The 14,456-nt window shown below is 41.9% G+C and carries 13 protein-coding genes; 7 read left to right on the top strand and 6 right to left on the bottom strand.

Annotated features, from left to right (window positions below; genetic code table 11):
• Nucleotides 1-57: 57 nt before the first annotated feature.
• Entirely contained in the window at nt 58-828 is a 771-nt protein-coding gene (locus ACZRJ6_RS10575; protein WP_008438378.1) for a hypothetical protein, read from the top strand.
• 39 nt (nt 829-867) lie between these two features.
• On the opposite strand, the gene ACZRJ6_RS10570 is transcribed toward ACZRJ6_RS10575, so the two are convergent.
• The gene (locus ACZRJ6_RS10570) at nt 868-1,236 is read right to left on the bottom strand and encodes a hypothetical protein (protein WP_008438379.1); all 369 of its coding nucleotides are present in this window, start codon (nt 1,234-1,236) and stop codon (nt 868-870) included.
• Between the two features lie 550 nt (nt 1,237-1,786).
• Between ACZRJ6_RS10570 and ACZRJ6_RS10565 the strand changes: the two genes are divergently transcribed.
• The 3 genes from ACZRJ6_RS10565 to ACZRJ6_RS10555 all read left to right on the top strand — a co-directional run bounded on the left by ACZRJ6_RS10565 (nt 1,787) and on the right by ACZRJ6_RS10555 (nt 4,231).
• The gene (locus tag ACZRJ6_RS10565) at nt 1,787-2,389 is read left to right on the top strand and encodes a hypothetical protein (RefSeq protein WP_463968101.1); all 603 of its coding nucleotides are present in this window, start codon (nt 1,787-1,789) and stop codon (nt 2,387-2,389) included.
• A gap of 394 nt (nt 2,390-2,783) precedes the next feature.
• On the top strand, nt 2,784-3,638 hold the full coding sequence (locus ACZRJ6_RS10560) for a hypothetical protein (RefSeq protein ID WP_463968100.1): 855 nt from the start codon (nt 2,784-2,786) through the stop codon (nt 3,636-3,638).
• A complete protein-coding gene (locus ACZRJ6_RS10555; RefSeq protein WP_463968099.1) occupies nt 3,635-4,231 on the top strand; it encodes a hypothetical protein in 597 nt (198 codons plus the stop codon). Before ACZRJ6_RS10560 ends, ACZRJ6_RS10555 begins: the two co-directional genes overlap by 4 nt.
• On the opposite strand, the gene ACZRJ6_RS10550 is transcribed toward ACZRJ6_RS10555, so the two are convergent.
• The 3 genes from ACZRJ6_RS10550 to ACZRJ6_RS10540 all read right to left on the bottom strand — a co-directional run bounded on the left by ACZRJ6_RS10550 (nt 4,228) and on the right by ACZRJ6_RS10540 (nt 7,863).
• Entirely contained in the window at nt 4,228-4,941 is a 714-nt protein-coding gene (locus ACZRJ6_RS10550) for a hypothetical protein (RefSeq protein ID WP_463968098.1), read from the bottom strand. The genes ACZRJ6_RS10555 and ACZRJ6_RS10550 overlap by 4 nt on opposite strands.
• A gap of 5 nt (nt 4,942-4,946) precedes the next feature.
• Nucleotides 4,947-6,302 (bottom strand): hypothetical protein, encoded by a 1,356-nt coding sequence (locus ACZRJ6_RS10545; RefSeq protein WP_463968097.1) that lies wholly within the window; start codon nt 6,300-6,302, stop codon nt 4,947-4,949.
• Between the two features lie 91 nt (nt 6,303-6,393).
• Nucleotides 6,394-7,863 (bottom strand): hypothetical protein, encoded by a 1,470-nt coding sequence (locus ACZRJ6_RS10540; protein ID WP_463968096.1) that lies wholly within the window; start codon nt 7,861-7,863, stop codon nt 6,394-6,396.
• Between the two features lie 144 nt (nt 7,864-8,007).
• Between ACZRJ6_RS10540 and ACZRJ6_RS10535 the strand changes: the two genes are divergently transcribed.
• The 3 genes from ACZRJ6_RS10535 to ACZRJ6_RS10525 all read left to right on the top strand — a co-directional run bounded on the left by ACZRJ6_RS10535 (nt 8,008) and on the right by ACZRJ6_RS10525 (nt 9,991).
• Nucleotides 8,008-8,697, top strand: a complete 690-nt coding sequence (locus ACZRJ6_RS10535) for a hypothetical protein (RefSeq protein ID WP_463968095.1) — start codon at nt 8,008-8,010, stop codon at nt 8,695-8,697.
• A 70-nt stretch (nt 8,698-8,767) separates the two neighbouring features.
• Entirely contained in the window at nt 8,768-9,397 is a 630-nt protein-coding gene (locus ACZRJ6_RS10530; protein ID WP_463968094.1) for a HEPN domain-containing protein, read from the top strand.
• A 156-nt stretch (nt 9,398-9,553) separates the two neighbouring features.
• Nucleotides 9,554-9,991, top strand: a complete 438-nt coding sequence (locus ACZRJ6_RS10525) for a hypothetical protein (protein ID WP_340051316.1) — start codon at nt 9,554-9,556, stop codon at nt 9,989-9,991.
• A 61-nt stretch (nt 9,992-10,052) separates the two neighbouring features.
• Here ACZRJ6_RS10525 and ACZRJ6_RS10520 read toward each other — a convergent pair whose 3' ends face one another.
• Nucleotides 10,053-12,422, bottom strand: coding sequence for a DEAD/DEAH box helicase family protein (locus ACZRJ6_RS10520; RefSeq protein ID WP_122752465.1), 2,370 nt, complete (start codon nt 12,420-12,422; stop codon nt 10,053-10,055).
• Complete coding sequence (locus ACZRJ6_RS10515; protein ID WP_097191574.1) at nt 12,419-14,437, bottom strand: site-specific DNA-methyltransferase; 2,019 nt, start codon at nt 14,435-14,437, stop codon at nt 12,419-12,421. Before ACZRJ6_RS10515 ends, ACZRJ6_RS10520 begins: the two co-directional genes overlap by 4 nt.
• Between the last annotated feature and the right edge of the window lie 19 nt (nt 14,438-14,456).

Here is a 14,456-nt window from a genome sequence, read left to right as displayed (position 1 = left end):
TGGTATAATTTGAGAAACAAACCTTCTAATACAATGAAAACAATAAAAAGATGGCTAATGATTCTTTTAGCAATCGTCGCCATTTCACTTACAACAATTCCCAATAGCTTTGCAGAGCCAATAACAGGCCAAACAGCATCAGATCGAACAAGCAGCTTTGTGGGAACAGATGACAATGACGATGACTATGACGCAGTGATGGATAATTCCAACGAGGACGAATATCAATATCTAATTTCAATAATTATCTGGCTAACTAAAACAATCAGCGTATTTGGAGGGCTAATATTTATAGTCATAGCCTTTAAAAATATGGTTCTTTACACTGAAGTAGGCGCACAGGGCAAACACGAAGTTAAGAACAAGATGATTTTCGGTTTGATCATTGGTGTTTTAATGCTCAACATCACTTCTACCGTGGATTCTGTCGTTAAAACCTTCAACTCAGAATCTAAAGGGGCTTGCTATATAACCAATGAAGATGCATTTGAAGATTGGAAAATCGGTAAAAATAAGGATATGTGTTGGAGTGTTGCAAGCAGTCAAATATCAGGACCAACCTTTGACAAGGTGAAATCAATGATTGATTCGCAACATTCAGGAGAGCTAGAAGGGAATCTTAAAAACATAATATCTGGTTTACAGATGGTGGGCTTTCTATTTTTCGTGAATGCTTTATTTGCCCTTCATAAAATTTCCACGGGTTCAGGACAACGTAGTTTCATAGGCGTTATGGGACAGCTCTGCGCTTCTACATTAATAGTCGATTTAGTTCACACCATCGTCATAGTACAAGGGACTATGACCAAGCTAGGGCTTCAGGTATAAAAATAGCCCCATACGGGGCCTTTATTATTTTTAAGCTTATCACTCACTTATGAATTGGTCGAACAGACGCCTTGAGATTTCATGTCTACATTCGTTGTAGACTCCCCGTTTGATAAAAGCCATTTTCAGCACATTCTCTAAATAATCGAATTCTGTTGCCGTAGGGTCAAAATCGTAACTGACTAATATTCGTGCAGTTTTAAAAGCATCACGCAAAAGCGCTTCTTCTTCTTTCTTGTACTCAAGAGCCCAGCGTTTGTAATCAGCCAGGGAACCGCCCTTCTCTTCCACAGGCGTAGCCGGTGGCATTGCTATAGCTACGTCTAAGCTTACTTCTTCCTCTACCTGGACGATGCCTAGAGGCTCATAGGACTCGCTCACACCCAAGGGCACAATCACATCAGGCACAACGACAGGCCATTCATCTTCCTCGATGCCTAACGTAGCCTCAACAGACGCTACTGAATGCGCAGCGGTGGATGCTGGTGCTGGTGCTGGTGCTGGTGCTGGTGCTGGTGCTGGTGCTGGTGCTGGTGCTGGTGCTGGTGCTGGTGCTGGTGCTGGAAGCTTGATTCCTACCAGCGATGCATTCAAGCCACGATTTTCAGTTATCGAGCTTAAAGCCTGAATCAGTGATTCAGTTCTTTCCGCGACGTTCTCTTTTGACTTTTCCGTACCGAAAAGATCTGGTAAATCAATCTGCACTGTTGGTTCGTTAAAATTTAATTCATTCATATTGTACACAGTTGTTTTTGTCATTATAACAAATGCGCTTTGCCAAAATGGTATAATACGTTAAATAAATAATATCCTTCACATGCCGAATTCAAACATTCACGTATTAAAGCCAGCCACGAGACTCACATTTCAAGACTTCACAGCAAACGGAAAGCCATCAATCAATCAGAATCTTATCCAAACTCTAGCGAAGCTGCACCAAGCAAACACAAGTGAGCTTATGATTTACACTTCGCAAAGAAAACGTTTCAGTACAAAGATACAGGTGCATTTCACTAGAGACTTATTACTAGAAAGACACATCTGCATTACAGCACCTGAAGCTATTCGCATAGAACACGAACACTACTGCTGTTTTGAATTCGACATTAGCCATAGCGCCAAATCTGAAAATGAAGAATATTTAAAGCTACACCTTTGCCGTTTTTTCAAAGTAGTAGTGAATTACGACAACTGGGAATCCTTCACTAACGAAGACTACAGCAAAGCGTATAGGAAATTAATGCCGTACAGGAGCAGATCAGAAACGCCAATTAGAGTAAGCAAAACAGACCTCTTAGAAGGTTTACGCTCAATAACAAAAGACCTTGAAAACCCAGTAATCAAATACATCCCAAATGGAGAGGAAGCATTTGTAGAGTTAATGCAAGATATGGAAACAAGAACACATAAGCTATTCGTCGCAATTGAAAACCCATTAGGAGAATTGCATTGCATGGTCGCAGTGGATGCGATCACTTGCCAGGTGTTTGCACACTACCCCAAATCAAATCTCAAAGACCTCGCATACTTTAGTAACGTCTTCCTTAAAGAGTCATCCTAAAAAATGGTATAATCTATAAAAACAAACCGAACAATTATGCAAAACCTAAATTCCTCTACAACTAAAACTTACAAAACTTACTTTAAAATAGAACGCCTCGTTAAATACATAATACTAAGCTTTGTCATCCTAATATCTTGTTCAATATTTATGAGCCATTCCATGGGTAGTTTCAGCTTCTTAGATTGGCTTGTGGTAGTATCTCAAAAATCAAATGTCACGCAAATCATTTGCGGCCTGATTGCTTACACCATCATTCCAATGGGTCTCTCTTACCTAATCATTTACAGAAGAAAAAACAGTCAGGCTAATGCCTGATTTTTCTTTATTCTATAAGGCGAGTTACATCACCTACAAATGGTATAATTAGATAAGAAAAACAAACAATGACATTATGTTTAAAGCTAGCCTCACAAAAGGGCGAGAGATACCTATCAATGACTTGGATGAATTACTTTACAGCAAGACTTTCGACTTTGATCCGAAACCCAACACTCTCGATGAAATTATCAACGCTGAAAACTACACAGAGCTGACTAATCCTTTCATTCTCTACAAGTACAACAAAGAAATTGAATTTCTACTTTTCTTTTCGAATTGCCCAACGCGCAACGATTTAATCAACGCGCTTATCTTTGACGATTACTCACAGCGCTTGGCTAACAAACCTTTCGCTTTTCGTTTGAAGTGGTTCTATGAGAAAGACCTGAAAGGCTTCCTAAAGTCTCTATATGCTTTTCCAACGGATGCTTTGAACGTCAGTGGGTATAGAGCTAATAGCCGTTGTACGGATCATAGATTCCGAATCAGACACGACTGGGCACAGATTCAAAACGAAGAATCATTAAACAACTTCACTACGAATGAAGAAAACTGGCTGGCATTTGACGCTTTTCAACTATGCCAATTCGATGAGTGGGCTGAAAACGCTAGACCAAACAGCATTAATGAATACATCGCTTTTTTGCTAAAGAAAAACTACGCACGATACTTTACACATTACGTGAATAAACCGGAATGGCTTAGATACCCAACAGACTATATGACGGAACACCCTACGCTTCATAAAGACTTGTTAATCAGTTATGAACCCTTTCTGAGAAAATACGGGCACCTTTTCGCTAAATACAATGAAACGTATCTGAATAAAAAAGCCAAGTCATACAGAGCCTTTTTAATGGCCACTAAAGTTCAACAAAGAATAATGAAAATACTTTCAATACCAACCAATATCATGAGGATATTATGACAGACGAATATGACGAAGACGCGATACACCAAATGATGCAAAACCTTGATTCAGGGATAAACGGGGATGATGAAAAAGATATACCCAATCCGAATACTGACATTCTTGATCAATTTTTTAACTCTGATCCGCCACCAGAGGACAAATCTTATTCAGGGATTAAGAAGAAACTAGGCGCGCCACTGGATAAATACTGCACTGCATTTGATCAAATCATTACAAGCAATTTTCTAAAACAATCAATCGAAACCTGTGCTTCTTTAATGTTCGTCACGAACATGATTAGGACTTACACAAAAATCAAACCCGGATCACCAGAATGGAAAATGTGCAATGAAGAGGTAAAGGCATTCGTAAAACACATGGATGACTATTATAGTATTTTTAAGTACACCCAATTCGAAAACAACAAGATCAACACTCACTATGTAGAAAATCTATTCGAGCTGGACAGGATTATTTTCAAGATGGGTTATTCAAAGGTCAAATGGGAATACAGACAACCCATGGAAATTCTAACAATCTGCCTAAAATTTCCAACGAACAAATCAGTGCTAGCCGAGATATTTACAGATTTGCAGGGCGACCTTTAATCGCCTTTCCTGTAGGTGCTTGTCGTATCAAAGATGTAAAGTTCATCGAATAGAACATCTGCATTCTTCTGTAGTTTCTTATCCAAAAAGCTTTTCAAGTCTTCATCACCCACCAGGTGAGGCGCCTTCAAGGCTTCATGACGAGCTACAGCTAACGGGATGCGCTGATTGTCAGCGAAGTACTGCCCAAGAGTCGAAGCAAGCTTACGCGCAATCACAGCATAAACCTGACCCTCCACATCGTCACGCCCAGCTTCCAGCACCGAGTCAGGCAGATCGATGCACGCAGCGTGGATTACGTCAGTGATAAGCCGTACAAGTCCCCCTTCAGGCGTCACAGACTCATCAGCTAACAAAGAGAGAATGAGCTGACCTTCGTTCGTGGCTCCCACTGAGAATTCATGATGCGTGTCACGTATGAGTGAAAGAACAAGCTCTGCAGACTGGGTACGCACGTCTAGGACACAGAAGCTCTTACACGTCACAAGAATAGAGACCAACCCATTGGCAGGGGCTAGAATCTCTTCCCCTGAATAAGGCACCACAATCGGCAAGGACCGTGACGAGCGAATCATGGTGCTGATCAAACGTTCTCGACATCTATTGAGGAATTCAGGCTTCGCCACCAGCTCATCAGCAGCCTTGGAAGCCTCTATGCTTCTTGGCTTTTGCGCTGGATTAGGTACAAAAAAGGAGAACAGCCGCTTCATAGAAATCACGGCTTGTACCCCCTTTTAACTGCATCACGCACTGTGTTGTCGTCTTGCTCATTCTTTTCAAGCTTGTGCATTTCTGAAAGAATTTTACCTCCGTTAATGCCATTTAGCTCTAATGATACTTTGTGTAGGTTTCCGTCTTTTGCTTTTTCACCAACAATATTTTTAGAATCTTGCGATATAGAAATATCAATACTTAAATCATTTGAAGCCTTTCCTGTTAAATCTTCAAATGTGGACAGATTCCCTTTGGAATTCATAACAATGCTACGAATTGTATTGCCTACCTCTCTCATGCTTAACTCATGAATATACCTCTCCCCTTTTTCGACAGTTTTTGTGAGAAAAGTTGCGGATAACTTTTTATCAACTGTTGAACCAGTTACATGATCGCCATCTGGACTAAAACTAATCTCTAAATTATGTTCACTGGCCAAAACTTTACTTTTACTTTCTAAATATTCTAAATCACCACCGCAATATCTTAATATTCTCAAGGTGCGTTGTTCCAAAGCCTCTTGTGCAGTGATTGTTCGAACCCCTCCATTTAAGGGTGGAGCTTGTGAATTCATTGGTTTCGCGTTGTTGGTTGATTCCGCATCAACTTTGACAGGTTCGATTTTAGGCTTTAACTCATCCATCAAGTACCTGAAATCTTTATCAAGAACGACAATTCTCTTATGATCAATACCCGCAGCATGAAGCGTTTTATAGCATGACACGAAATATTTTTTACGTTCTTCATGGCTTACTAAATCTGGATCTGTTGAAAGCTCAATGCTTTTTCTGTTCCCGGAATAGTTATGCCTTGCTTCAAAATCAACTATCTCTTGAACCCATGGGCCATTTATATTCACATAAAACCTCACTCCCCCTGTCCTATTAAGGTCAAATTGAGTTCTATTCCTTTCATCAGCTATCTTAATTTTAGAGTTCGAAAACTCCAAAATTGACATATTGTATTTCTCTAAAATCACCTTCAACTCAGCTAGATAATCTTTTGCCTCAACCATTGAATTTTCCGGGCATTTAGCCAGCTCAGACTCTGGTACTCGCTTAACATTTATACTAGCAATAACCTTGTCACGAAATGCCCCGTCTGTATCAGTCAAATAATCATATTTAGTTTGACTATTGCTTCCCATGCCAAAGGTTTTAGATTCTTCTGCGAAAGCCTTCAATATATCATCGCTATACTGCTCTTGATTCTCTGGCAAATCATTGATGACACTGGGCGTTGAATCTGAATCTTGAAATGACTGAATGACATCTACTGTATTTTCTGTAAATCCACTGTCTTTTTTTCCGCCAAAAACCTCTTTCAGGTTATCTTTAATTTTGTCTATAAACTTCATTTTAGATTTGTTTGTTAATGCTTTAATTATACCATTTCGCAATCAGTAAATTATCCGCAAAAAAAAGAACCCGAAGGTTCTCTTATTTCATTCACATCGAAGGTTTGTTTCTTCGACTTGTTTGCCTCTCTTCAACATCCACAGGTTTTGGCTCAAACAATGCATCCGCATTTGCTGCTTTGGCTGCATTGCTTGGCCTTATTTCTTTATACTGATTGTCGGCGCTTGAAATATTCTTCAGTGCGTTGAACAACCCCGCCCCTAATTTTGAATTACCAACCACGATGCTACTAAGAGGAAAGGTTTCTCTCTCTGTTATATTGCCAATCTTTCTCGAAACAACTACGTCTTGGTAATCATCGGAAAATGACAAATCAATTCCACTTTTCATTAAATTCGTTTTTTGCTTATCAAAATTTCCGAGGCTCATACCTGATCTTATGATTGCCAACTGACCTTTCCCTTCAAGAGAATTGAATACCCTTTTAAACTCATCCTTTTCAGGCATTTTAGAAGTGTCGAACTGGAATTTTCTATCTGGAATTCTTTGACCATCACCTATTTTTGTGACGTTCCAGGTGCTTCCATCTGACGATAATTGAATTTTTAATCCTTCAGTTCTTTCTAGCTCTGCACGTCTATTGAACATATCCAAAATAGTGTCTCCCCTTCTGAACAATCCCTCACCAATAAAAATCTCTTCGATTCTAGTTTTCACCTCATCAGATGGAGTATCGGTTACATTCTGCTTCGCAGGAATCTTATCTTTTGTTTGAACTTCCTTTGGCGAATGTTCAGCTACGGCGGTTGTAGGTTCAACTGGCTTTTCAACAGGCTTGTTTTGACTCACCACATTAACACCAGCTACAGCGGGATCTTCTGGATTAGCTGCCAGTGCGTCTGTTTTGTACTTTTCAAGAATAGAGTTGAATTGCTCGTTTTTTAAGATAATACGGTCGAGACTAACGCCAGAGTCTACCAATGTGCCAATAGTGTTCTTAATGAACTCTTCTTGCGCAGCAATTGCTTCTGGAGTCTTTTTAGAATCATCTACCCACACCTCAAGCACGGTGTCAGGCTGGTGAAACTTGAAGGGAGCTGCTGCCCGCACTATGTCCTGATTCATCTGGCAATTCAAATCACCTTCATTGAATCGTATATCACCACTATGCTTTACACTCACATCAATGGCGCGTTCTTGCCCTACTTTGATGAAGAAAAGGTCTACACCATCATGTATGTCGTCTTTCTTCTGCATTACTTTTCTATCGTAATTTTTACCTATTTTCAGCAGAGCTGAAATAAACTCATCAATTGGTAGCTGTTCTTCGTCTTCATTGGAAAGCTTAGTCAAAGGCAGGGCACGTTTAACATTTACACCACCACTCATAACCTCTTGTTGTTCTGGTTGAGGCACTGGATCTGGTTCAGGTAATTTCTTAAAAACACCTTTTTTGGCAAGCATGTCATCAATATCTTTTGTTTGCTGTGCATCATCTATTTCGTTTGCTTGATTTCTTTTTGCCAGCGCTTGCTTTTCTTCTTCTTTTGTATACTTCATATTAGACTTGTTAGTTATATGAACAATTATATCATTTTCTTTTATTAAACCACGCTAAACAAATTGACAATAGGTTTTCCATCAATTATCTTCAGGCAATTCTTATTAAAAACACCAACACGCACGCACGCAAGGAACGAGTGAATGACTGACAAAGCCTCTCAAACTGAATACGAAACCGCCATTTCTGCTGATCTCCACGCAGCTCCTGCTAAAGAGCTGGGCGCAAAGGTTTTGAAGCACCTGCTGTCTGTCACGACTTCATCAGCCCTGACTGACATCCACGCTCAAATCGCCACTGCAGCATCTTCAGGCGATGACGAAAAACTGGTTAAGCTTTTTGAAGAATTGAAAAAGCTGAAAGATGCAGAAAAAGCCAACCTCAAGTCCTTGGCCGAATTGAAGAAAAGCACGTCTTTCGAACGCGTTCTGTTGGCGTTCCAAGACGAATTCAAAGCCTTGGCCTATGACATTTCCCTTGAAGTCATCAAAGGCACACACGTAGCGTTGAAGAACGCCGGTAGCAAAACAAAGGGCACTCGCAAAACTAGCGAGAAAGACCCATCCGCCGAGCCGACTTTTCACACCGTGACGCACAACGGTAAGTCTGAAAAGCTGTTCGCCCGCTGGGGCCGAGCTGCTGTGAATCTGAAACAAGACGAAAAAGTATTCACCTTGTTGGGCTTTAAGATCGTCAAGAATGAAGCCGGTAAGGAAACACTCGATCCGGCAACCATCAAACTTAAAGACGGCTCCGAGGTTCCAGCTAATCGACCAAACATCGTTAAGGCTATCACTGAGAAAACCGCTTTCGATGGTTACACCATCGCTTGATGGTTCCAAGCTGCTAGCATGAAGCCCCGGCCTATCGGGGCTTTTTTTCGTCTGCCATAAGGGACTGAACATGGAAGAAGATTTCCCAGAATATGAGGATTACCAGCGCCATCAGCGGCCCACACTCGTGGACGACAAGAGCCATCAAAATCACTGGCGGAATCGTGCCAATGACCTTCATGCCTCTGCAGGTGCCATTTGGCTTTCCATGTCAAACGGGCGTGGTCATGACGCAGCTAGCGAGCTTGGGCTTGGTGAAGGGTTCGACATGCACCTTGCCTGTTCCCACGTTTACCACATGCTGTGTGGGCTATCCTTGGAAGTCGCAATGAAGGCGGCGCTTGTTAGCCAAGGGATTACTCCACCTGAAAAACACGACTTGAATTTGCTGGCTCACCTACTCAGCGTGAAGAGAAACCCTGCGCAGAAGAAGATCCTCAATTTTTACCAGCACAGCGTTGTTTGGGCAGGACGCTATCCCGTGCCAGTGAATGCGACTGACGAGAAGCTGATCGACTACTACGAGATGGCCAACACCGTTCTGTACAAAGGCAAGACAGTGATTAAGGGCACGACCATCAACATCAAGACCTACTCACCCACTGGGGCAACGTCTTGGGAGCGGTATGACGCTCTCTACAAGAGCTACACAGCCCTATTCGATCATCGATACCCAGGAGCAACCCATGGAAGAGCTTGAGTCTGAATCCCTCCAGTTCAAAGAGGTCTGCGCTTTCTACGGTGCAGCTATGCACATGGCCCAGGTGGGTAAACTATTGCTTGATGGTTCCAAGCTGCTAGCATGATGCCCAAGCCTATCGGGGCTTTTAAAACATACACTCAGGAAGAGTCATTAATGCAATATCACTCTATTAATCCAGGTGACCGCGATCTAGAACTGCAAAGAGCCATTCAAAAAGCAACTTCGCTTGCAGACCATGTACTCCTTGTATCACCTAGCTCGATTAAAGATTTAAACCATCAGCTCGAAAAAGTGATTGGTAAAAAATTCATAACCGAACTGTTCAAAGAACGCCGTCTTCCTATCAAATTTGAAGATGGTCGTACCTGCACTTATTATCTCGCAACCACTGACACAAAATCTTCATTCCCCGGAGGTGTAGTCGTCCTTCCCTGGGCTTCTTTACAGTCTGTTTATTGGGCAGTTAAAAACTTTCCAAGCTCACACACCGTTTTTGTACCTAACGAAGATGCACAAAGCTCCATCAGAGGCGAGGGTAAAGATGAGTTAACCCTTTACTTACTAGATTATCCAAAATCAATTAATTATTAGTAGGGCGTAAAAACAGCTTCACGCTTAAAAAAGCCTCATTTCTGAGGCTTTTTTCAGAGTCTTATTTAACGCACTCTTTAACTGCTTTTCCAATTGAGTCAACATAAAAGGGTTTAGGCTGATTCCCTTTAATTCGCCATACGGTATAACCTTCTTTATTGGTGGTTTTACCTCCAATAACGTCCTGCTTACCCTTCACAATGAATCTGACATGCATCCTTATTGTCTTACCCTCATAAATATCGAACATTTTACGAGCAAGAGCATCGGTAAGAAGGTGTTTTCCTTTAGTGTCCAGAGCGTAAACAATTCCTTTATTCCATACAAGGAAATCGGGATAAAAGTTAGCCGTGTCACCAGAGGTTAAAAGTGGGATGAAATAACCACCTGTAGATGGGTTTCGGTGCCATAGCATACTCGACTCATCTAGAGCATTTGCAAAAGCCAGTTCCTCAGAATTCATTTTCCCGTATTGAGGATAGAGACTGTTAACAAATGTATGACTTCCTTCTTTAACAACCCTAATAGGACTGAACTTAAAAGAATCTTGATCCTCATATATCAGTTCGGAGTGATTAAAATAAGCATCGGCTATTTTTTCCGCTAGAATCTTGACCTGAAATTCCGCGTTGCTTCGTACCTGTACACGCACATCGAATTTAGGATGTTTTGAATCAAGAATCTTGTTGGCTTGAGGGGCTGATGATCGCACAGCCAAAGACAAAAGCCAGCGCAGTCTCACTGGATTTGTCTGGCCACCTTCTAGCCATTCCACTCCTGCAGTATTTCCGTCTTTAGATCCTAGCTTAATAGTCAAGCTAGCTGATTCAGCTTTACCAGTAGTATCTTCAGACCCTTCAGAATAGGTTGGAAAAACTGACAATAGCTCGTTGACAGTTTCCATCGCCTCTTCTTTTTGAACATAAATATTGTGGAGGTCGGGAAGAGCTTCCTCTCTTGGGTATACCTCGATTGCTCCAGGCGCGTTACCCGTTACAAAAGATGAAGAAATCGCAATTGGAGCCCCTTCCTGGTCAAGCTTCGCTTTGACAAGCTCAAGAGCTTCGTTGAAAACGCTTTTCTTATCTACACGAATGAAGAAATGGGCAGCGTTCAATGCTTCACTATCGTAATGTGTAGCGTGTGGTTGACGAAGTACACGCCCAATCAATTGCTGTACCTGCAATGATGACCCCATAGATTTATCTATGTATGCAAGATAGCATTCAGGATCATCCCAACCTTCCTGTAACGATAGGTTGAAAATAATGTGTTCGTAATTTCCCTCTTGGAAATTATCGAAGTCATCATCGCCTTGCGAATAATGAATTACCGCGTCTGGCTTACTACCATCCGAAAATTTCAAATTAGCGTAAATAGCAATGGTCAACGGATCTATCCCTTTTTCCTCTACCAAGTATCTCCAGATCTTGATTGGTGGTGCTTGACGTAGATTAAAAGGTCGTGTCGGGTCGTCGGTTTGCCCGTCATCATTTATATTAGTTTTGCAAACATAAATGGCTTTAGGCTTAATTGGAAGATCTCTTAAAGAGACTTCCCTTTTTATAAGTTTCCACCGATCAATCAACTCATCGAGGCTGCGTTCCATAGGAGCAGTCGAGCCATCAAAATTAATTGCATTTTTGACCAGCTCAGCATTCACGACCTCTTTACTGTCAACAGCAGTCGTCATAAAGGTGTCTGAATCAGGCACTCCATCTTTAAGAGCATTAAGCTCTTTAAATTCAGAAACCTCATGTTCACAACGAAGAACCCAGCCGCGCATCTGCTGAATAACCATTGTCTGAAATTTTGCTGGCAACTTTACAGTTGCACTCGCTAAAAGCCATGCTTCAGGCTCTAATTCCCGCAATATGTCGGTTTGCTGCTCTGAAAGATTGTGGGCTTCATCATAAACAATAATCAGAGGCCTTCTAGCTGAACCGTCATTACGCTGAATGAGCCTCTGCCACATAGAGAGACTCCCAAGCTTATCTTCGCCTGGCCGGTAAACCTTTAAATCACCTTCAGCTTGATCTTTATTGTTAAATAGACCTGTAGTGGTCAAAATCAATAGGGGCGAACCGCTATCTTGAATCATTGAAGGCGACAAGTCTTTAATCAAGCAAACCTGAAAACCCTCAATCAACGGTGCGTATTTACCACCATTGAAATTGTTATATGTCTGTCCTACAACAGATCTAGCCTTGGACATCCATAATACAATTGGCTCCCCCTGAAGCTCATTACGAATTAGGGTGACAGCCTCTGCAAGAATAGGAGTTTTACCAGCTCCAGTTAAAGCTGAAAGAGCTTGAAAGAAAGGATCAGCCGTTTTTCGCGTACCAGGGCGAGCATCATGGTTCGCAAAATACGCATAACGCTGTGCAATTTGTTGCGCAGCATCGTTCTGAAATTTAATCTCTTTCATCCTTGCTCAACCTCAACTTCCATATCATTGTTATAAGCATCAGCGCGCGAGTTAAATCCGATATGTTCGAGAACCTTATCAGGTATCTTATAAAACTCTACAGTCCGCCCTGTATAAGGAGCTAAAGCAGCATAAACGTGATAACGCTCAAATAATTGATGAGCTTTAGCTTCCGCAACTACTTCCTTAAAGACCTCTCTATTTAATATAGAAGGTTGATCTGCACCTTCCCATATTAGGAAAAAACCCTCTTGACGATTATTTATAGCAAAAAGATGTTTAACTTTATCGTCACTTACTCGTGAAAGAGAGTTTTTCGCTCTGTCAGATTTGTCCCAATGACTACTAAGCAATAAATCGATCATTTCTTCACGTTGTAAAGCTACAACTGCAGATGCATCCACTTGCTGTCTTTTGAGCTGAGCGAACTGAAATCCACCGCCCAAGGGCTCTCTTGATCCTGTTTGCCAGTTACCACTGATAACACGGCGAATACGATCTGCAGTTAACGTTTTGGCATACAAATCACCTTTTTCATCATTCCCTTGCTCAATCATGATGAATCGACGATCCGTATTGGTAGCCTTATTAACTTCGAGGACTGCGTGACCCGTTGTACCTGAACCGGCAAATGGATCTAAAACAATTCCACCGGGCTTACACCAGATTTGAATAATCTTCGACATTAACTTAAGTGGCTTAACGGTTTTAAAATCGTGCCCTTTACCGACGACTGCTGTTAGCTCACTGATTCCGGCTTGACTATGCCCCGACTCTTCGTGGTCCCAAGACTGCGCTCCAAGCGAAAATGGAGTTTCATAATCTTCATCAGCCCAATAGGAAAGCGGCACTTTACCCTTTCTAATATTTTTGAGATAACGCTTTAAGCGTGGTCCGCCGTAACCGTTGCCGGTAAAAATAAGCCTAGGCCAGGGATCAGAATCCCTGATTTTTTCTGCTTTTAACTGAGAACTTTTAACGATTTCATTTGGCCCTTGAAAAACGCCATCTTTGAATTCTGCGCCTTTCAAAACAAGAGCTTTGACCTTTACTACTTTGTTGGTTTTTTCGTCAATAAATTCATTTTCATCATCAATCCATTTTTCCTCATAGGTGCTTCCCCATGCTTGCAACCACGCTTTCATGTCTTTTTTATCGCTTCTCCAGCAAGCTCCTGACGGCGGATAATGTAACTCGCCGGTAAAGGGACTCTGAATCGCGTAAACCATTTTTTTATGACTTGATGCGCCAGGACCTGAAGGGTTATCGGAAGCCCAGTCTCCTTCTGGATCGTTATCATTATTGGTATACCGAGCATTCATTTCATCGGTGCGATCTAGCAAACCAGTTTTAGCTTTATCACCATCCTTTGCATAAACTAGAACGTACTCAGTCGCGGTTGAAACACCACCTTTCTTCCCACCCGTATCACTTTTAGGGGAATAAGCTTTCTGCCAGTTGATAATGCCAATGCGGTTTTCTTCACGGAAAATCTCATCCATGAGCATGCCCAAACGGTAAAGCTCCCTATGGTCGATGCAGATCGCAATCACCCCACCCGGCTTTAACATTTCCCTCATCATCCAAAGACGAGGTGTCATAAAACGTAGCCATTTCGAGTGTCTCGACCCGTCTTCCTTCGGTACGAGATCTCCTAGGTCGGGATCGTTGGGATCTTGATCCCACTTGTCGTTATATCTGAAATCCTCGCCTGTATTATATGGAGGGTCAGTTAAAACCAAATCTACCTGCCCCCTGTACTTATACAGAGTCACCATGGCCGAAAGGTTTTCTCCTTCCATTATTAAATTTTCTGCCTGCTCCGAAGGCAAACCAACGGATACCCGTTGGTTGATTTTTGTCATTTTTGGTTTTACTTGACGAATAATCTGCCAAGGAGCGGTTCGGCCCGTGTAGGACATGACGATGCCGTCTTTGCCTGCTTCAGAGCGGGCCTGATCGTGCTGCTCCAGCAATCTGATGAGATCACTGCGAGTCATTTGCTCGTAGCTCATTCGGTGTTCTCTACTCAAG

It is taken from the genome of Pseudomonas sp. C321 (assembly GCF_055407105.1).
Note: the sequence above shows the minus strand (reverse complement) of the source record. Positions and strands in the feature narration are given on the sequence as shown.

Coding starts and splice junctions, on each gene's coding strand:
- ACZRJ6_RS10550 (WP_463968098.1), bottom strand. CDS start 4,941: ATGAAGCGGCTGTTCTCCTTTTTTGTACCTAATCCAGCGCAAAAGCCA.
- ACZRJ6_RS10515 (WP_097191574.1), bottom strand. CDS start 14,437: ATGAGCTACGAGCAAATGACTCGCAGTGATCTCATCAGATTGCTGGAG.
- ACZRJ6_RS10525 (WP_340051316.1), top strand. CDS start 9,554: ATGCAATATCACTCTATTAATCCAGGTGACCGCGATCTAGAACTGCAA.
- ACZRJ6_RS10560 (WP_463968100.1), top strand. CDS start 2,784: ATGTTTAAAGCTAGCCTCACAAAAGGGCGAGAGATACCTATCAATGAC.
- ACZRJ6_RS10545 (WP_463968097.1), bottom strand. CDS start 6,302: ATGAAGTTTATAGACAAAATTAAAGATAACCTGAAAGAGGTTTTTGGC.
- ACZRJ6_RS10540 (WP_463968096.1), bottom strand. CDS start 7,863: ATGAAGTATACAAAAGAAGAAGAAAAGCAAGCGCTGGCAAAAAGAAAT.
- ACZRJ6_RS10535 (WP_463968095.1), top strand. CDS start 8,008: ATGACTGACAAAGCCTCTCAAACTGAATACGAAACCGCCATTTCTGCT.
- ACZRJ6_RS10520 (WP_122752465.1), bottom strand. CDS start 12,422: ATGAAAGAGATTAAATTTCAGAACGATGCTGCGCAACAAATTGCACAG.
- ACZRJ6_RS10565 (WP_463968101.1), top strand. CDS start 1,787: ATGATTTACACTTCGCAAAGAAAACGTTTCAGTACAAAGATACAGGTG.
- ACZRJ6_RS10530 (WP_463968094.1), top strand. CDS start 8,768: ATGGAAGAAGATTTCCCAGAATATGAGGATTACCAGCGCCATCAGCGG.
- ACZRJ6_RS10575 (WP_008438378.1), top strand. CDS start 58: ATGATTCTTTTAGCAATCGTCGCCATTTCACTTACAACAATTCCCAAT.
- ACZRJ6_RS10555 (WP_463968099.1), top strand. CDS start 3,635: ATGACAGACGAATATGACGAAGACGCGATACACCAAATGATGCAAAAC.